We start from the raw sequence: 22162 nt of genomic DNA on the forward strand, positions 1-22162 counted from the left end.
CTAATGCCTTTTAAATTTTTCTACCAACCCGGATTTTGAACCAGGACACCATTAGACAATGTGATTTGATTACTAGGTATCTGTTGAAGTCCTCCTGTAGTAGTTATATTAGACTCTGAAATTGTTTTGGTAGTCTCAACTCCCCCATTAAGCAACGTAGTACTTGTGGCTATTTCGGAAGCTGCTGCACTCACCCCTCTTCTTAAAAGATCCCAGTAACGAATCCCCTCCAGGGCAAACTCCAAACGTCTTTCTTCTTGAATATTTTCCAGATTTACTGTTCTTTGTGAGTAACTATCCCCATATGCTCGCTGACGCACCTCATCAAAATATGTCTGAGCACTTGGACTTCCCAGTTCAGCAGCCATTAGGAGAACATCTGAATATCTTATTGCATAAAAATCCTGAAACTGCCCGATTTGAAAATCAACTCCTCCCAGTTCAGTAACTAAACTGTTACCTTCTTCATTTATCATTGGAGTATATTTTTTAGTATAATATCCCGTGTACTCTCTTTGATTTTCTATTTTATCAAAAGGAATTTCTTCTTCATCGATGGCTATGATAGAAGCTTCCCTTCGGGTATCTCCATCATCAAAAGCATCATAAATTTTAGGATTAACAGTGATCCCCCAGCCACTTCCATAAGGATAATGAGAAAATTCTCTTATGCCCAGCATAACCAGCCAATGATTTCCATCGGTATTACCGTTATAATCACTGGTAAAAGTATACTTCACAGAAAAAACGATCTCCTCGTTATTCTCGCCTGCAAAATCATCTATGGAAGCCGCCGGCCATAGATTTGCAAATTCAGGAACCAACGCATGACCGCTATTTGCTATTACATCTTCAAGATGAGCCAGAGCCTGACTTTTGTCTACCATTCCCACAAGATCTGAAGCACCATAATACCCAGTGTAATAAAGATAAACCCGTCCCAGAAGCGATTTTGCCGCCCATTTGGTTATTCTACCCGCCTCTACCTGGCTGTATCCAACACTTTCTAAGTTCTCTGCTGCAAAGCTTAGATCTTCAGCTATTACTTTATATACCTCCTCCGGGGATGCCTGCGGAATATTTTCAGTAGAAGCTTCAGTTAATAATGGAATATTCCCCCATAGCTTTACCATTTGGAAATACAGATAGGCTCGTATGGTTCTGGCTTCCGATTCGTAAGTAGATCTAAGTTCTTCATTACCTTCCCAATTGATCTGATCCATTTTATTGATAAGAATATTACAGCGATAGATGCCTTTATAATATGCACTCCATAAATTTTCATATAGATTTTGATCTGAAGGCGATCTGTTTATATCAAATTCATCCACAGCCTGAATTCCATATCCATCAGCATTTCCGGTTCCTCCAAAAAAATCATCTGATAATATCATACTTGCCACAGGATAGCTTAATCCCGATATACCGGTTGCTACCTGCATTCCATCATAACAACCTACAAGGGCAGAATATGCATCTTCAGGAGTATTATAAAAATTTGCATCTGTGACTTCAGTTACCGGTTCTGCATCTAAAAAATCTTTAGAACAGGCCGTGGTTAATAAAACTGAAGCTATTAAGAAATAAATATTTAATTTTTTCATATTGTATTTTTTAGAATGTCACATTTAAACCTACCAGGAATGTTCTTGGTCTGGGATAGTACCCCAGGTCTACACCTGAAGAGAACGAATAAGTATCGGTTGATATCCCGTAACCCACTTCTGGGTCCATGCCATTGTATTCAGTAAAAGTGTATAGATTCTGACCTGAAAAATAGAGTCTGAACTTCTGAAATTCCACATTTTTCAAAAGTTTAGCAAAATCGTAACCAAGCGTTATATTACTCAACCTTAAGAAATCACCATCCTGCACATATAGATCTGAAAAGTTGGTGTAATTTCTATTATCTAAAGTAACTCTGGGATGAGAATTGGTTGAACCGGGACCGGTCCATCTTTCAAAAACCGCTGTGGTATAATTCGCAAACTGGCTTGACTGATTTCTGTAAGACTGTACTAATTGATTTCCAGCCACTCCATTGGCCAGTAAAGAAAAATCCAGTCCTTTAAAATCGAAAGCGAGGTTGATTCCGTAAGTAAGGTCGGGATTGGGATCACCTATATCAGTTTTATCAAGATCATTTATAATCCCATCACTATTCTGATCTATAAAAATCACATCTCCCGGGCGGGCATTGGGTTGTATTCGCTGCCCGTTCGCTGTGTAATTATTAATCTCTTCCTGATTTTGAAATACTCCTCCCGTTTTATACCCCCAGAAGTAGCCCAGGGGATAGCCTGTTTCAGCTCGGTAAAATTCAGGAGAATTATCAAAAAGCTGGTTGGTTTCCCCATGAATAATCCCATCTTCAGTAGGAATATTACCTACTTCATTTTTATTATAAGCTCCATTTACACTGATGTTGAAGTTAAAATCACCAATGCTTTCATTATACCCTACTACTAATTCTACCCCTCTATTCTTTACATCACCACCATTAATAAATGGCGCATCTGCTCCGGCTGTGGCCAGGATTGGAGCTCTAATTAACCAGTCTTTATTGGTCTTTTCGTATAGATCAAGATTTAAAGACAGCCTGTTTTCAAAGAATCTGGCATCTAATCCAATATTGAGCTGCTCAGATATTTCCCATTTTAGGTCCGGATTTGCCAGCCTGCTTGGGTAAGCACCCGGGGTTAAAACTCCTTCGGTATTTCCAAAAATATAGTTGGTATTGGCAAATGTTACAGGAGCCAGGAACTGAAACGCTCCCGCATTCTGGTTACCCACCTGTCCCCAACTGGCTCTTAGTTTTAAAAAGCTAAGGGTTTCTGAATCATTTAAAAAATCTTCTTCAGTTATCACCCAACCAGCAGATACGGAGGGAAAGTATCCCCAACGATTACCTTCAGCAAAATTTGAAGACCCATCTGCCCGGAATGTGGTATTAAACAAATACTTGTCCTGATAAGAATAATTCAACCTGCCAAAATATGACATCCGTTTATTTTCATAATTTGGCCCTCCTTCTGCGCCTATAAGATTACCTTCTGAATTAAGTGCATTGTCCAGCCACGCATGCTCAAGATCATTAAAAATAAGATCTACATTATTCCCACTTATATAAGTTCCCTGGAAGCTATAGGAGGAAGTACCCGCCATAACTTCAAATTGGTGATCCTCGGCAATATCGAAATTGTAAGTAAGCAAGTTGTCCCAGAGCAAGGAATAGCCTTTACTTTGGGATTGGTATACCCGGTCACGATCTCGGAAAGCATAAATAGAAAGCCTGTATATGGGCTCATATGAGTGCCCGCCATTGGCATAATAGTCCAGTCCAAGACTGGTTCGGAATTTCAGATTATCAAGAATCTTAAGTTCAGCATAGACATTTCCCAGTAACTTCTGGGAATCATTTTCGTTCTGGTTATTAATTATCATACTTGCGTAAGGATTGCTCCATCCGGAAAGCCACGGAGCTGAGTCATTACTGGTATCATAGAAATTTCCCTGTGCATCGTAAAAAGGAAGTAAAGGCGGAGTATTAAAAGCTCCTCTTAAACTGTTATTGTACTGGTTTCCCACCGCGATTCCACTATTCTTCGTATAGGCAAAACTCAGGTTTTCCCCGAAAGTAAGACGATCACCAAACATCTCATGTTCAGAATTAAACCTGAAATTATAACGCTCATAGTTGGATTTACTTTCTCCTCCAACAATCCCTTCTTCCTGCGTATAAGAAAGCGAAGAAGAAAAGGTGGAAGTTTCTCCGCCTCCTGCAAAACCAAGAGTATAGTTCTGGGTAACGGCGTCATCTACAAACATTCTTTCAACCCAATCTTCACCGGTACCAATTTCAGCAATGTCTTCAGCATCGAAAAATACAGAACTGCCAGAATTTAGAGCAGCTTCGTTCATAATAATTGCATACTCTTCGGAATTCAGCATATCAATAGGGTCTGCTACATTTTGAAATCCGTAATAGGAATCAAAGCTTAGCCGTGAAGAATTCTTCCTCCCGCCCTTGGTTGTCACTAAAACAACACCATTGGAAGCCTGGGAGCCATATATTGCAGCAGAGGCGGCATCTTTTAAAATAGAGATAGATTCAATATCGGAATTATTAAGATAAGAAATATCACCGGTAAGAACTCCATCCACTACATACAAAGGAGAATTATTGCCGGTTGATCCTAATCCCCTAATTACTACATCTAAACCTGTACCCGGCTGCCCTGAGTTTGATGTGATTTGAACCCCGGCAGTTTGTCCTTGTAACGCCTGTAACGCATTGGTCGTACTTTGGTTTTGAAGAGCTTGCCCATCAATCTGAATATTTGCCCCGGTAACCAGCGCTTTTCTCTGAGTCCCATACCCAACCACGATAACTTCATCGAGTGCAGAAGCAGAGGTTGCAAGACTTACGTTTAATTGAGTTTGTCCATTAAGAGAAATTGTTTTGGTTTCAAATCCCATAAAACTAAAAACCAGAATGGCATCTTTAGACACTGAAATTTCATAATTCCCGTCAAAATCGGTAACTGCTCCATTAGTAGTTCCTTGGACCATGACGGTTACCCCGGGCAATGGTAAGTTATCCTCCTGAGAAGTAACGGTTCCCCTTACCTGATTCTGAGCAAACACGTTCAACAAGGTAAATAGAAATAAAATAGAAAACAGAAAAGAAGTTTTTCGACTCGATTTTTTTGAAGTAGTGCTAATCATACAATGTTAACTTTAGTGATAATTTGACAAATTTCTAAGTTGAAATATGAACAATTAAAAGAAATGTTCCTTTAATTTATTGATTTCGCATCTCAAACGTTATAGTAAGCCTTGCTAATGTATCAAATCGTTAAAATGAAGAAGGGACAAAATCGCTTTAATAGGGAACCTTATGTTCACAAGCTCGCATACCAAGCATTAACAGTAGGTGTTGATTTATTAATATTTAATTAACAGTTGTTTGAGGAGTATTTTGATAGTGATGAGCTGTTAATTTTTGAGTGCATCTGAATTTTTTCAGGAGACTGAAGTAAATTCCTGCCTGTAAGTAGATGGCAATTGTCGATATTTCTTCTTAAAATTCCGTGTAAAGTTTTTAGGATTATTAAAACCCGTTTGGAAAGCAATTTCTGAAATGGTTAATTGGCTTTTTTGCAGTAGTTCTATCCCTTTTTCCAAACGACTTTCAATTATTAATTCCTGAGGAGACTTTTCAAAAAGCGACATACACTTTCCATATAAATAAGATCGACTAACGCTTAAGTCTGAAGATAATCTTTCCACAGAAAAATTAGAATTGCCGATATTCTCTTTGATTAAAAGAAGAAGTTTTTTCATAAGCTTTTCATCTTCTCCTTCAATTTCTACATTCGAAATAAATTGAGGAACTTCTATTTTCTTGCTATATACCTGTTGGAAAAATTTTCGCTGATTAATTAAATTTTGCACCCTGGAATGCAGGGTATTAAAATTAGCAGGTTTCTTTATATAATCGCTTACTCCAATCTCGAAAGCGGTCTCCATTTCTCTTTCACCTGCATCGGTGCTAAGTAGTATAAATGGAATATGTTTAGTACGGGAATCATTCCTAATTTTAGAACATAATTCAGTACCCACCATATCTTGCATCATCTGCCCGCTTATAATAAGGTCTGGTCTTACAGATAAAGCTTTTTTCCAACCGGTTTCCCCATCTGAAGCTATAAATACATTATAATATTGACTGAAATCCCTGGTTAAAAGATTTAAAAATTCTTTAGAATCATCTATAATTAAAAGATTCGGCCTTTCTGTATCTGTCTTAGCTATAGGTTCAACAATGTTAGTTTCAAGATCATCTACCCTTTGCATAGGGATTTTTAGAATGAAACAGGCTCCTTCTCCCTCATTACTTTTTACTGAAATCTCACCCCCATATAATTTTATATATTCCTGAACAATATAAAGTCCTATTCCACTTCCGGGATTATTCTTTTCTGGATGGTCTACCTTAAAAAAGCGATCGAATATATGCTCCTGATCATCTTTAGAAATACCTATTCCGGTATCTTTTACTTCTATTTGAAGTAGTTTAGAAGTTTCTTTTATAGAAGAATGAGGTTTTATTGTTATTTTAAATAAGACTCTTCCTCCCGCAGGGGTAAATTTTATGGCATTAGATAGTAAATTATAGATAATCTTATCCAGTTTATCCCTGTCAAAAGCAGTCAGAAATTTTTGGGTTTCAGATTCAAACATAAGTTCCACATCCTCATTATCAGCATAATTCTTAAAGCCTTCTACAATTTCTTTAATAAATTGTATTACATTGCCTTTTGAAGAATGAAGTAATTTATCATTTTTAATATTCCCCATATCGAGAATCTGGTTAATCAGATTTAATAATCTTTGGGCATTCGTAAAAATTATATCTACCTGTTCATTTACCTCTTTCCCAAGATGCTTCTTCTTTAATTTTTCTGCAGGAGAAAGTATCAATGATAATGGTCGCTTGAACTCATGACTTATATTAGAGAAAAAACGAATCTTCATTAAATCCATTTTATGAAGGTGCGCTGATTCTCTTTTTTCCTGTTCTACCACAAATCTTTTACGCTGATTAAGAATAATTGTTCGTCTTGCGAAATAGAGAAGCGCAATTATAAGGAAGAGGTAAAGCGCATAAGCATAAGAAGTTTTATAAAACGGTGGCTTTATAATAATTTTTAATATCTCAGGATTTTCACTCCATACGTGATCATTATTAGAGGCTAAAACCTTAAACTCATATTCGCCGGGGTCTAAATTGGTATAGGTTACACTTCTTTGCTGGCTTCCAACCTCCTGCCATTTTTCCTCAAAGCCGGCCAGTTTATATTTATATTTATTTTTAGAAGGTTGAAAAAAATCCAGAGCCGCAAATTCTATAGAAAAAATATTTTCATTATGATGTAATGTAATTTGTGAGGTCTTATGAATAGGCTTCTCCAGTAATATTCTTCCTTTCCGTTTTTCATTAAGCAGGATCTCTTTATTAAATAGCCTGAATCCTGTAAATACCACTTTAGGTTTCGTCTTATTATATTCAAAGTTTTCAGGATTGAAAATATTATAACCATGTAATCCTCCAACGAGAATTTCACCTTTTGAGTTCTTAAATATGGAATTTTCGTTAAATAAATTTCCCTGCAGCCCATCTATTTTACTGTAACTGATAAAATTGGCAGGTATTTTTCCAGACATACTACCATTCTCACTTTTTTCAAATTGAACTATTCCATAAGGAGTTGTAAGCCATAGATTCCTTTTATCATCTTCTACAATTCCAATAATTTTATTTCCTGGTAGTCCATGAGTTTCATCATAATGAAAAAAGTTATTTTCCATAGGATTGTAGAGATCGAGCCCCTCCTGAGTGCCTATCCATATCTTGCCATAACTATCCTTATGAATCGATAGAATATTGTTGTTACTTAAACTAGTAGGATCTCCGGGTTGAGAACTAAAATGATCTTCATATTTGCTGAACGGATGGAATACATCCACTCCATTATCACCGCCTACCCACAAATTACCATTATTATCTTCGGTTATACTGGAGACATATTTATTATTATTTGGAAAGTAAATACTACCGAGGGGCTTTTGATAAAAGGACTTTTTATCATTACTTATAACCCCAAGACCATTGGTAAGAGTACCCAGCCAGATAATTCCTCGTGAATCTTCATATAATTCCCATATATTATCCTCTAAGATACTGTTAGGATCATTGGGGTCATTCCTATACGTTTGGAAACCATTTTCGGTCATTTTATTAAGTCCTCCCAGATAAGTACCAATCCACAAATTCTCCTTACTATCATATAAAAGGCTCACGATAATATTACTGGAAATACTATTTGGGTTTGCAGGATCATGGGTATATTGACTGTATCGCCCCGTTTTATTATCTCTTACTATGAGGCCACCTCCATTGGTTCCAATATAAAGATTGCCCTCTTTATCTTCTATAAATACATTTACATCACTAAACGGTAAACTTTCAGGATCTGATAATAGTTTTTGCTGAAGATTAAACCTTATTATATCCGGGTGATAGTAATCAACTCCGTTTTTAAAAGTTCCTACCCACACAATCCCCTCATTATCCGTATAGATTGAAGTAATACTGTTGTTAGAAAGACTGTTAGGAATTTCTTCATTGCTTTCCAGATAATATTGAGAAAAATTGCTGGGGTCTATCACTGTAATCCCGCCATGGTCCGTGCCCACCCATATTTCACCAGTCGTATTGATAGACAGGTCGCTAACCAGATTACTTTTCAACATAATTTCAGAAGTACTGGTGGTATAGTTTTTTAATTGTTTTTTCTGAGTATCATAAAAATAAATACCATAATCCTCAAATAAGTGAATCCAAAGATTTCCTTTACAGTCGGCTATTATTCTAAAATCATGAATAGAACCTGAAAATTTCTTTTTAAGATCATCTATTTCATCAATAATTTTAAAACTGCTTCCGTCTAATTTCTGAATGAAGCCATCTTCATATATTAACCAGAAATTTCCCTGTGTAGTTGAAAATGCAGCCGAAATTTTCGCCTTTTTTTTTCTGATATTTTCATCCAAACTATCGGCTCGTATTATCTTTTTGTTTTCGGCTACATATTTAGAAATACTGGAATCTACATGTAAGAACCAATAATTCCCCCTATTATCTTTGATAATATTTTCTACAGAAATATTCGGGAGGTTTAATTTTTTTAAAATAGAAGTCTGATGGGATGTAAAAGTCTCCCCAATGGGATCAAATATGTTTATGCCTGCCACTGTACCCACCCATATATTCCCTAAGGGATCTTGAAAAATAGATTTGTAATTACGGGATTGAATTGCGTTAGAATTAGAAGGATTAGGGTTAAAAGAAGTAACTGTATATCCATCATATCGGTTAAGACCTGAACTGGTTCCAATCCATAGAAAGCCTTTATCCTCTTTAAAAAAACAGTTCACAGATCCTGGTGAAATTCCATTTTCGACTCCAATATGAACAAAAGGATAAGTAATGGGGGAATTATCTAAATGAGTTTGGGCATGCGTTTTAAGACAGAATAAGAATATTAATAAAATTACAAACCTCATTAAGAATCTTTTAATCAATTTAGTATTATTGTCATAAGGTAAAAAAAATCCTAATAGCCTATGACTTAATGACTATGAAAAATTGAAGGGGAATGCTATAAAAAACAAAAAAGCCTTCTCCTATACATATAGGAAAAAGCTTTTCATTGGCGTAAACTGAATAAATTCAGTATCTTAACCACAATCTCCCGATCTCTCGAGACAAACAACACAACTTCATTTATAGCGCTAAAAAAAGCTCTAATTTCTTAGAGCTTCTTTTTGCAATTTTGCGGTCTGGACGAGACTCGAACTCGCGACCCCCTGCGTGACAGGCAGGTATTCTAACCAACTGAACTACCAGACCGTTGCTTTATTGCGAGCGCAAATATACTGCACTTTTTGGATTACGCAACCTTTTTTTTAAATGAAATTATAATATTAAATCTGGTTAAAAAAATAGGTGTAAAAATAAAAAAGCCCTTTTCCAATTGCATGGAAAAAAGCTTCTCATTGGCATGAGCTGAATAAATTCAGCATCTTAACCACATACCCCAATCTCTCGGGATAAACAACACAACTTCATTAATATTGCCAAAAAAAGCTTCAATTTCTTGAAGCTTTTTGCAATTTTGCGGTCTGGACGAGACTCGAACTCGCGACCCCCTGCGTGACAGGCAGGTATTCTAACCAACTGAACTACCAGACCGTTGCTCTATTGCGAGGGCAAATATACAGCTGTTTTTAGATTCCACAAACCTTTTTTTAAAAGTTTTTGATAGCGACCCTAATTTTTCACGCAAAATTTTGTCTTTCAACTAAATAGGTGAGTAAAATTTTTTCAAAATTCTCTTGAATGTCCACTCCAACGTACTTAATCTTGTATTTAGCACATTGTAATTTTAAGTTGTTTACATATTTCAACACCTCAGCTCGATAATTTTCTTTAAAATTATCGGCATAAAGATCTATATGTGCCGCTGTTTCAATATCTAAAAATCGCTTAGGTGTATTGTTAAAATCAAAATCAACCTCCCTGGCTTTGTCCATTACATGAAACAATACAACCTCGTGCTTGTTATATTTTAAATGTTTTAAGGCTTCAAACAACTCTGCTTCCTCTTTATCTTCCTGAAACATATCGGTAAATAAAAATACCAGCGACCTCCGCTTTAATTTTTCGGCTATTTGATGCAAAAAGGTATAACTATCGGTCTTTTTATTTTTGAGCGGTGTTGCAATCACCCCTTCCAACTGACTGAGTAACATTTGATGATGCCTTTCACTCCCTTTTTCGGGAGCGTAGTATTCATAGGCTTCATTATAAACACTCAAGCCTACTGCATCGCGCTGCTTTTTTAAAAGTTGCACTAAAGCAGCCGCGGCAAGAGCCGAAAAACCAATTTTATTGAGAGAATTACGTAAAAAATCATTTACCAGAGGAAAATGCATGGAGGCCGAATTATCTATTATTATATGACACCGCAGGTTAGTTTCTTCTTCATATCTTTTTGTATAAAGCTTATCTGTTTTAGCAAAAAGCTTCCAGTCTATATGTTTTGTACTTTCCCCTTTATTATAAATTTTGTGCTCTGCAAATTCTGCTGAAAACCCATGGAACGGACTTTTATGCATTCCTGAAATGAAGCCTTCTACGACCTGCTTAGCTAATAGATCGAGATTTGAAAAATTTCCGGCCTTATGCACTTCCTGTTGAAGCATTATAAAATGATTTAGTCTTAAAAGTAAGAATTAAAATTAGAGCATAAAAAAGCCCCACAATTAAAGTTGTGAGGCTTGATATATATAAGTGAGTTTAGAAAACTATAGTAAAGCGTCTAAAGCTTCTGCATAGGTGTTTTTAGGAGCAACTCCTACCTGACGACCTACAACTTCTCCGTTTTGAAATATCAAAACTGTAGGAATGTTTCTGACACCGTACTTAGCCGCAAATTCTTGATTGGCATCTACGTCCAATTTTCCAACAACTGCTTTTCCTTCATAATCTTTGCTAATGTCATCGATAATTGGTCCAACCATTCTACAAGGTCCGCACCATGCCGCCCAAAAGTCAACCATAACAGGTTTATCGCTTTTTAAAACGGTTTCATCAAAATTAGCATCTGTTATCTCTAAAGCCATAATTTATTTATTTATCAATTAATATGTAAAAATAGTCAAATATTTCACCAAACCTTACACCCTCTATATTAGATTTTACTATGTAGTTATCATATTAACTTATTTTTAATCCTATGCCAATCATTGCGGCAGGTTTGTTAAAGATTTTAAGTATAACAATTATCGTTAATTCAATTTATAAACAACGCGTTCTCCTTCCAAAGCATTTAATAGCTCTTGAGATATCTTTACCTTTTGCCTCCTACTAGTCATGTTCACTTTCACCATTTCTTTCATTTCATATACGATAAAATGCAACTTATGATCGCCTTTATGAGAGCGAATTATATCCTTCAAATTATCTATGGTATCTTCCTTCAATTCATTTATATCAAGCTGAATAGTGATTTTTCTGGCATACATATCCATTACATCATGCAAGAGTTGAAAATTATTGAATTGAAGTCGGGGCTCTCCTTTACTTCCTGTTTCTCTATTAGTCCAGCCTTCTTTTACAAAAGCTTTTATATAGACAAAATTATTGGGGACGAGGAAATGCTGAAACCTTAAATATTCTTCTCCAAAGATCCTGAACTCATAAGAATCCCAATAATCTTCTACCGTAAAGGCTGCCCAACCTTTACCCATTTTAGAAACCCTATGCTGCACATCTGACACCACTCCTCCAAATGCCAGTTCTCTGTTCACAAAAGATTCCAGAGCTTTAAAATCGGACACTTTTGCGTTGCTGAAATAATGCATTTCTGCCTTAAAATCGTCTAAAGGATGACCGGAGATATAAATTCCCACCACTTCCTTTTCTCTTTTCAGCTTTTCCATGGTTCCCCATTCTTCACAAGGCGGAACAACCGGTTCTGGAATTTGCACATCGCTTGCCTCTCCAAAAAGGCTCACCTGTGAAGAGTTTTCGCTATCTTGAAATTTCACCGCATATTTTACCACCTTTTCAAGGAAACTTATTCCATCTCCTTCATCATGGAAGTATTGGGCTCTATGATTTCCAAAGCCATCAAAACCACCAGCGATAGCTAGGTTTTCAAAAGCCTTCTTATTAGCTGCACGCAAATCTATACGCTTAGCCATATCAAAAATTGATCTATAATGTCCTTTATCTCCTTTTCTATTCTCAACAATAGTGGCCACAGCCCCCGATCCTACTCCTTTAATAGCACCCATTCCAAACCTAACCGCATTCTCTTTGTTTACTGAGAACTTGTAATATGATTCATTTACATCAGGTCCAAGCACATTCAATTTCATTCGCTTGCACTCTTCCATAAAGAAGGTCACCTGCTTAATATCGTTCATATTATTTGAAAGTACTGCCGCCATATATTCTGCCGGATAATGTGCTTTTAGATATGCTGTTTGATAAGCAATCCAGGCATAACAGGTGGAGTGAGACTTATTGAAGGCATATGCTGCAAATGCCTCCCAGTCTTTCCATACCTTCTCTAAAGTTTCTCTTTTATGCCCCTTAGCCTCTCCTCCATCCAAAAATTTAGGCTTTAACTGCTCCAGTAGGGCAAAGATCTTTTTCCCCATTGCCTTTCTCAAAACATCGGCTTCACCTTTAGTAAACCCAGCAAGCTTTTGAGACAGAAGCATCACCTGCTCCTGATAAACTGTAATACCATAAGTCTCCTTAAGGTATTCCTCCATATCATCAAGATCGTAAGCTATCTCTTCATCTCCATGCTTACGCGCAATAAAACTTGGGATATATTCCATTGGCCCGGGACGATACAAGGCATTCATAGCAATAAGATCATCAAACACAGTTGGCTTAAGATCTTTCATATGCTTCTGCATTCCCGGAGATTCATACTGGAATATCCCTACTGTTTCCCCACGCTGAAAAAGCTCATAGGTCTTTTCATCGTCTAACGGAAAGTTATCAGGATCCAGATCTATATCATGTCTACCTTTTACGATTTTTACCGTGTCCTTTATAAGGGTTAATGTTTTCAACCCCAAGAAGTCCATTTTCAGCAAGCCCGCACTTTCTACTACAGAGTTGTCAAACTGGGTTACATATAGATCTGAGTCTTTTGCCAAGGATACCGGTACGAAGTTGGTAATATCACTAGGTGTTATAATTACCCCACAGGCATGTATCCCGGTATTTCTAACCGAGCCCTCTAATATTCTCGCCTGATTTAAGGTTTGTGCCTCCAGATCGTCTCCCTCGGCAATATTTAAAAGTTCATTCACCTTTTCAAGATCTTCACTTCTGAAGTTCTTTTTAAGGTCTTTATCACTCTGACCGAAGATCTTTCCTAACTTGGACATATTAGGAATTAACTTAGCTATTCTATCTGCCTCATTTAAAGGAAGGTCCAATACACGCGCGGTATCTCGAATAGAAGATTTCGCAGCCATGGTACCATATGTAATGATTTGAGCAACCTGGTTTGCACCGTACTTCTTTATTACGTAATCCATAACCCTACTTCGACCTTCATCATCAAAATCGATATCAATATCGGGCATACTCACCCTGTCCGGATTTAAGAAACGCTCAAAAAGTAGGTCGTATTTAATTGGATCGATATTGGTGATCTTTAAACAGTAGGCAACTGCACTTCCCGCAGCAGAACCCCTACCGGGACCCACCGAAACATCCATGGTTCGTGCAGCTCTAATAAAATCTTCCACAATAAGGAAGTATCCCGGATACCCAGTTTTCTCAATAACCGATAATTCAAAATCTAAACGAGTCTTGATATCTTCGGTAATCTCCCCATAACGTTCTTTTGCTCCAACGTACGTAATATGTTTCAAAAAAGCATTTTCCCCACGTTTACCATCATCTACTTTGTCCTCTTCAACAATAAACTCCTCAGGAATATCGAAAGCAGGTAACAATACGTCGCGTGCTAGTTCAAAAGGTTCGATCTTATCTACCACCTCCTGAATATTAGAAATGGCTTCCGGCAAGTCTTTAAAGAGCGATTTCATCTCCTCATCGGACTTGAAATAATACTCATTATTTGGCAAACCGTATCTATAACCTCTACCTCTACCTATGGGGGTAGCCTGTTTTTCACCATCTTTTACACACAGCAAAATATCATGTGCATTTGCATCCTCTTGCGCACAATAATAAGTATTGTTTGTAGCGACAAGTTTTACCTTGTGCTTTTTAGCAAACTGCACCAGTACATTATTTACACGATTTTCCTCTTCCTGCCCGTGGCGCATGAGCTCTATATAAAGATCGGCATCAAAGGTTTCTTTCCACCATATCAAAGCCTCTTCTGCCTGATTCTCTCCTACATTCAAAATTTTACCCGGTACTTCTCCATAAAGGTTACCGGTTAGCACAATTATATCTTCTTTATATTGTTCTATTACCTTTCTATCTATTCTAGGCACATAGTAGAAACCATTGGTATAAGCAATAGATGCCATTTTTGCCAGATTGTGATAGCCATTCTTATTCTTAGCAAGTAATACTACCTGGTATCCATTATCTTTTCTGGACTTATCTTTATGATCTTCACATACAAAAAACTCACAACCTAAAATAGCCTTTAGCTCTTTGGCGGTAGCAGACTCATTATTTGCGAGCGCAGCCTCATTTTTGGCTTTTATTGACTTATTATAAGCCCCTATTTCCTTTACAAAATGAAAGGCCCCCATCATATTTCCATGATCGGTAAGTGCTACAGCGGGCATATTTTCGGCCGCCGCAATATTCACAAGGTCTTTAATACTTATAGTTGATTGTAAAATTGAAAATTGGGAGTGGTTATGCAAATGAGAAAATCTCACTTCATCCAACTTCTCTAAGTTCTCCTGAATTTCTTCTGTAGAAACAGTTTCTGAAGGCTGCTGTTTCTCTAAACGAGCTCTTATTTTTTCAGAAGCCTTCTTTAAATTAATATGCTTTAAACCTATAAGCTGAATAGGCTGAGGGTTGGCCTCTGAAAAATTCTCAAAATAATTAGAAGGTACATCTAGTTGCTCTTTCGTGTAAAGCTCCTGTCTAATCAATTCTAAAAAACAACGGGTAGTTGCTTCTACATCGGCAGTGGCATTATGCGCTTCTGCGAAAGGCTCATTGAACAGAAATTCGTGCAATTCAGTAAGCGTAGGCAGTTTGAATTTCCCGTAGCGCCCACCAGGTAACTGACATAATTCGGCAGTTCTTTCGGTACAGGTGTCGAGCACTGGAAAATTCTCCAAAGTATTTTCCATTCCTTTTCTAAGGAACTCAGCACCCATGATATTTAAATCGAAACCAACGTTCTGTCCAACTACAAATTTCGATCTCCCCAGTGCTATGTTGAATTTCCCTAAAACCTCCTCCAAAGAAACCCCTTCCTCTTCGGCGAGCTCGGTAGAGATCCCATGAATTTTTTCGGCATCATAGGGAATATTGAAACCTTCAGGTTTTACCAAATAATCTTGATGTTCTATAACATTTCCCATCTCATCATGCAACTGCCATGCTATTTGAATACAGCGTGGCCAGTTATCAAGATCGGTTAATGGGGCATCCCAGCGTTTTGGCAAGCCGGTAGTTTCGGTATCAAAAATTAAATACATAGATAAGTTTTGGGGTGACCTTACAGCAGTAAAGCACATTTCGCTATAAATTCCCGAAAAATAAAGCTGAAAATGAATTTCGGCAAAACATTAATATCTTCAAAATAAAGGCATTAAAGTAAAAATGGGAATTTCTGGTTTCGGCTTAAAAATAACAAAAATAGAAAAGAGATATAACTATATCCTCATAGATTTATCAACCATTTTCACCAGCAAAAAAAGCCCTGAATCCCATGCCGTTTATTACATGAAAATCAGGGCTCCCAACTAATCTAACCAGTTCTTTTAATTGATCTTAATATCTCTCCTCTTTAAATTCTACACTATTAAGGGCAGCTTTAATGGAATCACGTTGTTTTATTAAAATATTTCCTGTGGAAGCCGGGATATTTGCGTTCTTAAGAATGTCATTATATTCTTCTACCGCAGCTTTCTCTCCTCGTATTGCCTCTTCCAGCACAGACTCTTCCTTATCGGAAGAAAAAGTGGTTTTAAGATTCATCCAGGAACGGTGAATATCTCCTTTTAAGCTCGAACCTTTTTCAGGAGCTTCTCCAAAACTTCTAATCTCGGTCTTCAATTCATGTCCAAAATCATATCGCTCTTTTGCCCTTTCTTCAAAAAACAATTTTAACTTTACATCTTTCACCTGCTCTGCAGCAAATTTATAGCCTTTCTCGGCATCGTAATTCTTCTCCAAAAGTTCGTTTAATTTACCTGCAACATCTTCAGAATAACTCATAATTTTATATTTTTTTGATTATTTAAATTAATTTCAATGTCATAAAAGTACAAGCTAAAAACACCCCGACCAATCCATTTAACAGGGTTTAGCACTAATTAACTGGAATTAACAATATAGATTCCATAAAGCTTTAATTATGCTAACAAGTTTATAAAAACAATATTTTGAAGGTACAAATCACCTCACTTAAACCTCTAATTACAAAGGGTATATCCTTATATTTTTTCCTCTTAAATATTAGCTTTCAGAATAAATATTTATAGTATCTTTGCACACTCATTAATAACCGAGGTCGAGAACCTCACTAATTAATTATTATGCCTGTAAAAATTAGATTACAAAGACACGGTAAAAAAGGAAAACCTTTTTACTGGATTATTGCTGCTGACGCACGTGCAAAAAGAGACGGTAAATACCTTGATAAAATTGGTATCTACAACCCAAACACCAATCCTGCCACTATCGAATTAGATGTTGATGGAGCTGTGAAGTGGTTACAAAACGGTGCTCAACCAACAGACACTGCTCGCGCAATACTTTCTTACAAAGGTGTTCTTCTTAAAAATCACCTAGCTGGTGGGGTTAGAAAAGGAGCACTTACTGAAGAACAAGCGGAAGAAAAATTCCAAGCTTGGGTAAATGAGAAAGAAGGAAAAGTATCTGACAAAAAAGAAACTTTATCTAGTGCTCAAGAAGCTGCGAAAGCAAAAGCTCTTGAAGCTGAAAAAGAAGTAAATGCTAAGCGTGAAGCTGCTGCTAACGAAGCTGCAACTGCTGCCGCTGATGAGGCTAAAGCTGCTGAAGAAGCTGCTGCTGCACCTGCAGAAGAAGCATCTACTGAAGAAAACAAAGAAGCTTAATTTAACTCACTAACGATGCTTAAAGAAGAATGTTTCTATTTAGGAAAAATCGTTAGTAAATTTAGTTTCAAGGGGGAAGTATTAATTAAACTTGATACTGATGAACCCGAAGTTTACTTAGAAATGGAATCGGTTTTCGTTGATTACAACGAAAATCTGATTCCATTTTTTATTGAAAGAAGTTCCCTTCATAAAAGCGATCTTTTACGAGCTAAATTTGAAGATGTAGATACCGAGGAAGACGCAGACGACCTTATGAAATGCGACCTTTACCTTCCACTCACTTTATTACCTGAATTGGAAGATCATCAATTCTACTTCCATGAGATTATTGGTTTTACGGTAGAAGACATTAATTATGGTACTGTAGGAACCATCGTTTCTATTAACGACACTACTGCTCAATCTCTCTTTGAGATTGAAAAAGATGGAAATCAGATCCTGATCCCCATGAATGATGAATTCATTGAAAAACTGGATAAAGAAAATAAGACCATCTATTTAAAGACTCCCGAAGGCCTTATAGATCTTTATCTATAGTCAAGGTACTTTTTTGATCTCCTATTACCATATATTACGCTTCTATAAATTCACATTCAATGGCGAATAAACCATTTCAATTCAAAGAATTCAGCATCGCTCAGGATAAATGCGCCATGAAAATTGGCACCGATGGAGTTTTGCTTGGAGCCTGGGTTACTATACCTCCTACCGCTAACTCTATTTTAGATATTGGAGCCGGTACAGGCATTATTTCGCTCATGCTTGCACAACGGAGTGATATTGAATTGATAGATGCTTTAGAGATAGATGATGATGCTTTTGAACAAGCCACTGAAAATTTCGAGAATAGCCCTTGGGGAGATCGCTTATTTTGTTACCATGCAGGATTTGATGAATTTGTAGATGAAATGCAGGGAGAAAAATACGACCTCATTGTGAGCAATCCTCCATTTTTTCCTTCTAATGAAAGTCTAGAAACCACTTCCCGGGAAACAGCAAGATTTCAATTTGCCTTACCTTTTGAAGAACTAACTAAAGGTGTTGCCTCTTTATTATCTGAGGATGGGCATTTTTGCATTATTCTTCCCAAAGAGGCTGAACAATCTTTTTTAGAACTTGCCGCTTCCAATTATTTATTTCCAAATAAGATCACTGAAGTAAAAGGAAATGCTGAAGCTAAAGTAAAACGCAGCCTGATCGATTTCAGCTTTCAGCAAAAGGAAATTGAAAGAAAGGTTTTGGTTTTGGAAGAAAGCAGGCATCACTACACCCCCGAATACAGGAAAATGGTAGAGGCTTTCTACCTTAAATTATAGTTGTTTTATATTGCTTACTAGATTTCGGTTGGTTATTTTTGGTTAATAAAATCAAACTAAATGAAACCAGATCTTTTTCAAGCGCCTGATTATTACAATCTTGACGACCTCCTTACCGAAGAGCATAAAATGGTTCGTGATGCTGCCCGTGAATGGGTTAAGCGTGATGTGTCCCCGATTATAGAAGAAGCCGCACAAGAGGCTAAGTTTCCAAAGTCTATTATTTCAGGTCTAGCTGAAATTGGTGCTTTTGGACCCTATATTCCTGAAGAATATGGTGGGGCAGGACTTGACCAGATATCATATGGTTTGATCATGCAGGAAATTGAAAGAGGTGATAGTGGAGTACGTTCTACAGCGTCGGTGCAATCTTCACTGGTTATGTACCCTATCTATAAATATGGAAGTGAAGAACAAAAGAAAAAATTCTTACCAAAATTAGCCTCCGGAGAATTTATGGGATGTTTTGGACTTACTGAGCCAGATCACGGCTCGAATCCCGGTGGAATGGTTACCAATTTTAAAGATAAAGGCGATCACTACCTGCTTAATGGAGCAAAACTCTGGATCTCCAATTCTCCTTTTGCCGATATTGCCGTGGTTTGGGCAAAAAATGAAGAAGGACGTATTCACGGACTTATAGTAGAGCGTGGCATGGAAGGTTTCTCTACTCCTGAAACTCACAACAAATGGTCCCTAAGAGCAAGTGCAACCGGAGAATTGATCTTCGATAATGTAAAAATACCTAAAGAGAACCTGCTTCCCAATAAATCTGGATTAGGAGCTCCACTTGGTTGTCTGGATTCTGCGCGATTCGGTATTGCTTGGGGTGCAATTGGTGCTGCTATGGATTGTTACGATACTGCCCTGAGATACGCAAAAGAACGTATGCAGTTTGGAAAACCAATTGCCGGATTCCAGTTGCAGCAAAAGAAACTTGCCGAAATGATCACTGAAATCACAAAAGCTCAATTATTAGCCTGGAGACTTGGCGTTTTGAGAAATGAAGGTAAGGCCACTTCAGCTCAAATTTCGATGGCAAAAAGGAATAATGTAGAAATGGCTTTGAACATTGCCAGAGAAGCACGACAAGTCCTTGGAGCAATGGGTATCACTGGCGAGTATAGCATCATGAGACATATGATGAATTTAGAAAGTGTAATCACTTACGAAGGAACTCATGATATTCATTTACTAATAACAGGAATGGATATTACTGGAATACCGGCGTTTAGCTAAGCATTACTTATTTACAACCTAAAAAAGACCGGAATTACACCCGGTCTTTTTTTTACTCTATAAAGATCTAATAAAAGCTAAAAGATTCTGCTTTCTTTTATAGACAAGGCTTTAAACTTTTCTTTGGAGTACTGCTCAGCGGCACACTTGTTCAAGAATGGTTGTAGTATTTGCTTTTCACCTAAACTGGCCAGTAAGTATTTGTTCTGTTTATAATCATAAACAGAATTCCTATTACAATAACATCGTAGATATCCTGATTTGCCAGTAACAGGCTTTCAGGAATCTCCTCCTACAGTCCTAAACCAAATACGAGAGGTGCAATCTTGGTGAAAACTGAGCTCTGTTTAAGCATTCACACACGCTTCAATAGAAAATAGTATATAAAAGCAATCGGCCTACTTATACATTCGTTAAATATTGGAGAAAAGCTTGTTATCATTTTTCAGATCGATCATGGGAAGTTACTTTTGCACAAATGAAAGTTTAGTTTTATGATTACCAAGATTACCAAGACATTAGAACCCGAAACCCTACAACTGTTAAATCATTCTCTCTACAGTAAAATTACCGAGCCAGAGCATTTAAAAAGTTTTATGGAGCATCACGTTTTTGCGGTATGGGATTTTATGTCCCTGCTGAAATCATTGCAGGAGAAACTCACCAAAACAACCACGCCTTGGCTTCCGATAGGAAATCCGGAAATTCGTTATTTGATTAATGAAATAGTACTTGCTGAAGAAACCGATGTAAATATGCAGGGTGAGCACCAAAGTCATTTTGAAATGTACTTGGATGCCATGAAAACGTCAGGAGCGAGCACAAAAGAAATCAACGATTTCACAGCTCAGGTAGCACATGGAACCGATATCTTCCTCATTATTGCCGCTAGTAATTTACCACTAAGCATCAAGCAATTCTTAAAATTCACTTTTGAAGTGATTGCTGAAGGAAAACCCCATAAAGTAGCCGCTGCTTTTACCTTTGGTCGCGAAGGCTTAATCCCGGACATGTTCACTTCTATCATTAACAATGTGCAGCAAAATTTCCCGGAAGAAGACCTTAAATTATTCAAATATTACTTTGACAGACATATAGAACTGGATGCTGACGAACACGGACCTATGGCCTTTAAAATGATCGAAGAGCTGTGTGATGGTGATGCTAAAAAATGGCAGGAAGTAGAAGAAGTTTCAAAACAAGCATTGGAAAAACGCATTTTACTATGGAATGGAATTGAAGAGGAGATCTCAAAAACTGTAGTTTTAAGCTAAACATATATAGCTAAAATTAAAAAGCTCATAATGAAGTTATCACTTCATTATGAGCTTTTTAATTACCTACAAAGAGATCAATCTTCACCCAGCTTTAATTCTACATATACCGGAAAGTGATCAGATGGATATTTGCAATTTTTAGCGTCACTTAAGATCCCGCTTTTCACAACCTGAATATTCGAGGAAGAAAAAACAAAATCTATTTTTCGGGTTACAGGCTCTTCAAAATGGAAGCCATTAAAAGTTCCCTCTGGACCAAAGGCAGCAGTTCCTGCAACACTATGAGTATCCTTAAGTTTTTTCAAAATAGCCTTCACTCCTGCCGTATTCAATTCTAAATTGAAATCTCCCATTAGGACCACCGGCAGGTCGCCTTTATTAATTTTCTCAATTTGCTTCAGGACCAAGAATGCACTTTTTTCCCTAGCTATGATCCCGCGGTGATCGAAATGGGTATTGAAAACTATTATTTTTTCGGAGGCACCTTTTAGTTTAAAGATACCGTACGTACAAATTCTTTTATAGGCAGCATCCCAACCTATAGATGGGACATCTGGTGTTTCTGACAGCCAAAAAGTATCCTGCTCCAGAAGTTCCACTTTTTCAGAATTATAGAAAATGGCTGTAAACTCTCCTTTTTCATCACCATTGTCCCGACCTACACCAAAATACTCATAATTAGGCAAACCTTCCTTAATATCTTCAAGCTGATGATGCAAACCTTCCTGTATTCCAAAGATATCGGGATGATTAAAGTTAAGTTGTGAGATCAAAAAGTTCTTTCTGTTCGCCCAACCGTTTATAGTATCGTTTGTAGCATCATATTTAATATTATAGGTAAGCACAGATAGTTCCTGTGCATGAAGAATCCCTCCTATCAACAAAATGATTAAAGCGGTTAATTTCTTCATAGTC

At 37.1% G+C, this 22162-nt stretch carries 13 protein-coding genes and 2 tRNA genes; 5 read left to right on the forward strand and 10 right to left on the reverse strand.

The window, feature by feature from the left end; all coding sequences use genetic code 11:
* Nucleotides 1-20 precede the first annotated feature (20 nt).
* The 9 genes from L1I30_RS01035 to L1I30_RS01075 form a co-directional block, all read right to left on the reverse strand.
* Nucleotides 21-1604: a RagB/SusD family nutrient uptake outer membrane protein gene (locus L1I30_RS01035; RefSeq protein WP_236132389.1), complete on the reverse strand. Its 1584-nt coding sequence runs from the start codon at nt 1602-1604 to the stop codon at nt 21-23.
* Nucleotides 1605-1614: 10 nt separating this feature from the next.
* On the reverse strand, nt 1615-4728 hold the full coding sequence (locus L1I30_RS01040; protein ID WP_236132390.1) for a SusC/RagA family TonB-linked outer membrane protein: 3114 nt from the start codon (nt 4726-4728) through the stop codon (nt 1615-1617).
* 297 nt (nt 4729-5025) lie between these two features.
* Nucleotides 5026-9132: a hybrid sensor histidine kinase/response regulator transcription factor gene (locus L1I30_RS01045; protein WP_236132391.1), complete on the reverse strand. Its 4107-nt coding sequence runs from the start codon at nt 9130-9132 to the stop codon at nt 5026-5028.
* Nucleotides 9133-9404: 272 nt separating this feature from the next.
* Nucleotides 9405-9478: transfer RNA gene (locus L1I30_RS01050), tRNA-Asp, on the reverse strand.
* 268 nt (nt 9479-9746) lie between these two features.
* Nucleotides 9747-9820, reverse strand: a tRNA-Asp gene (locus L1I30_RS01055).
* An 86-nt stretch (nt 9821-9906) separates the two neighbouring features.
* Nucleotides 9907-10836: a DUF58 domain-containing protein gene (locus tag L1I30_RS01060; RefSeq protein WP_236133040.1), complete on the reverse strand. Its 930-nt coding sequence runs from the start codon at nt 10834-10836 to the stop codon at nt 9907-9909.
* Nucleotides 10837-10935: 99 nt separating this feature from the next.
* The gene (gene trxA / locus L1I30_RS01065) at nt 10936-11253 is read right to left on the reverse strand and encodes a thioredoxin (RefSeq protein WP_236132392.1); all 318 of its coding nucleotides are present in this window, start codon (nt 11251-11253) and stop codon (nt 10936-10938) included.
* Nucleotides 11254-11418: 165 nt separating this feature from the next.
* The gene (gene dnaE, locus L1I30_RS01070) at nt 11419-15807 is read right to left on the reverse strand and encodes a DNA polymerase III subunit alpha (protein ID WP_236132393.1); all 4389 of its coding nucleotides are present in this window, start codon (nt 15805-15807) and stop codon (nt 11419-11421) included.
* A 295-nt stretch (nt 15808-16102) separates the two neighbouring features.
* On the reverse strand, nt 16103-16549 hold the full coding sequence (locus tag L1I30_RS01075; protein WP_236132394.1) for a ferritin-like domain-containing protein: 447 nt from the start codon (nt 16547-16549) through the stop codon (nt 16103-16105).
* A gap of 320 nt (nt 16550-16869) precedes the next feature.
* Here L1I30_RS01075 and L1I30_RS01080 point away from each other — a divergent pair, with 320 nt between their 5' ends.
* From L1I30_RS01080 to L1I30_RS01100, 5 genes are all read left to right on the forward strand, one after another.
* Nucleotides 16870-17412, forward strand: a complete 543-nt coding sequence (locus tag L1I30_RS01080; protein WP_236132395.1) for a 30S ribosomal protein S16 — start codon at nt 16870-16872, stop codon at nt 17410-17412.
* A gap of 15 nt (nt 17413-17427) precedes the next feature.
* Nucleotides 17428-17952, forward strand: a complete 525-nt coding sequence (rimM, locus tag L1I30_RS01085; protein WP_236132396.1) for a ribosome maturation factor RimM — start codon at nt 17428-17430, stop codon at nt 17950-17952.
* 59 nt (nt 17953-18011) lie between these two features.
* A complete protein-coding gene (locus tag L1I30_RS01090; protein ID WP_236132397.1) occupies nt 18012-18731 on the forward strand; it encodes a tRNA1(Val) (adenine(37)-N6)-methyltransferase in 720 nt (239 codons plus the stop codon).
* Between the two features lie 60 nt (nt 18732-18791).
* A complete protein-coding gene (locus tag L1I30_RS01095) occupies nt 18792-19970 on the forward strand; it encodes an acyl-CoA dehydrogenase family protein (RefSeq protein ID WP_236132398.1) in 1179 nt (392 codons plus the stop codon).
* 494 nt (nt 19971-20464) lie between these two features.
* A complete protein-coding gene (locus tag L1I30_RS01100) occupies nt 20465-21244 on the forward strand; it encodes a DUF3050 domain-containing protein (RefSeq protein WP_236132399.1) in 780 nt (259 codons plus the stop codon).
* A gap of 77 nt (nt 21245-21321) precedes the next feature.
* Here the strand turns inward: L1I30_RS01100 and L1I30_RS01105 are convergent, their stop codons facing one another.
* Nucleotides 21322-22158, reverse strand: coding sequence for an endonuclease/exonuclease/phosphatase family protein (locus tag L1I30_RS01105; protein WP_236132400.1), 837 nt, complete (start codon nt 22156-22158; stop codon nt 21322-21324).
* Nucleotides 22159-22162: the final 4 nt, after the last annotated feature.

The sequence above is a fragment of the Gillisia lutea genome (genome assembly GCF_021568705.1).
Lineage (GTDB): Bacteria > Bacteroidota > Bacteroidia > Flavobacteriales > Flavobacteriaceae > Gillisia > Gillisia lutea.

What these genes read in the sequence shown, in the direction of transcription:
- L1I30_RS01035 (WP_236132389.1), bottom strand. Translation starts at nt 1,604, where the DNA reads ATGAAAAAATTAAATATTTATTTCTTAATAGCTTCAGTTTTATTAACC.
- L1I30_RS01040 (WP_236132390.1), bottom strand. Translation starts at nt 4,728, where the DNA reads ATGATTAGCACTACTTCAAAAAAATCGAGTCGAAAAACTTCTTTTCTG.
- L1I30_RS01045 (WP_236132391.1), bottom strand. Translation starts at nt 9,132, where the DNA reads ATGAGGTTTGTAATTTTATTAATATTCTTATTCTGTCTTAAAACGCAT.
- trxA (WP_236132392.1), bottom strand. Translation starts at nt 11,253, where the DNA reads ATGGCTTTAGAGATAACAGATGCTAATTTTGATGAAACCGTTTTAAAA.
- dnaE (WP_236132393.1), bottom strand. Translation starts at nt 15,807, where the DNA reads ATGTATTTAATTTTTGATACCGAAACTACCGGCTTGCCAAAACGCTGG.
- L1I30_RS01075 (WP_236132394.1), bottom strand. Translation starts at nt 16,549, where the DNA reads ATGAGTTATTCTGAAGATGTTGCAGGTAAATTAAACGAACTTTTGGAG.
- L1I30_RS01080 (WP_236132395.1), top strand. Translation starts at nt 16,870, where the DNA reads ATGCCTGTAAAAATTAGATTACAAAGACACGGTAAAAAAGGAAAACCT.
- rimM (WP_236132396.1), top strand. Translation starts at nt 17,428, where the DNA reads ATGCTTAAAGAAGAATGTTTCTATTTAGGAAAAATCGTTAGTAAATTT.
- L1I30_RS01090 (WP_236132397.1), top strand. Translation starts at nt 18,012, where the DNA reads ATGGCGAATAAACCATTTCAATTCAAAGAATTCAGCATCGCTCAGGAT.
- L1I30_RS01095 (WP_236132398.1), top strand. Translation starts at nt 18,792, where the DNA reads ATGAAACCAGATCTTTTTCAAGCGCCTGATTATTACAATCTTGACGAC.
- L1I30_RS01100 (WP_236132399.1), top strand. Translation starts at nt 20,465, where the DNA reads ATGATTACCAAGATTACCAAGACATTAGAACCCGAAACCCTACAACTG.
- L1I30_RS01105 (WP_236132400.1), bottom strand. Translation starts at nt 22,158, where the DNA reads ATGAAGAAATTAACCGCTTTAATCATTTTGTTGATAGGAGGGATTCTT.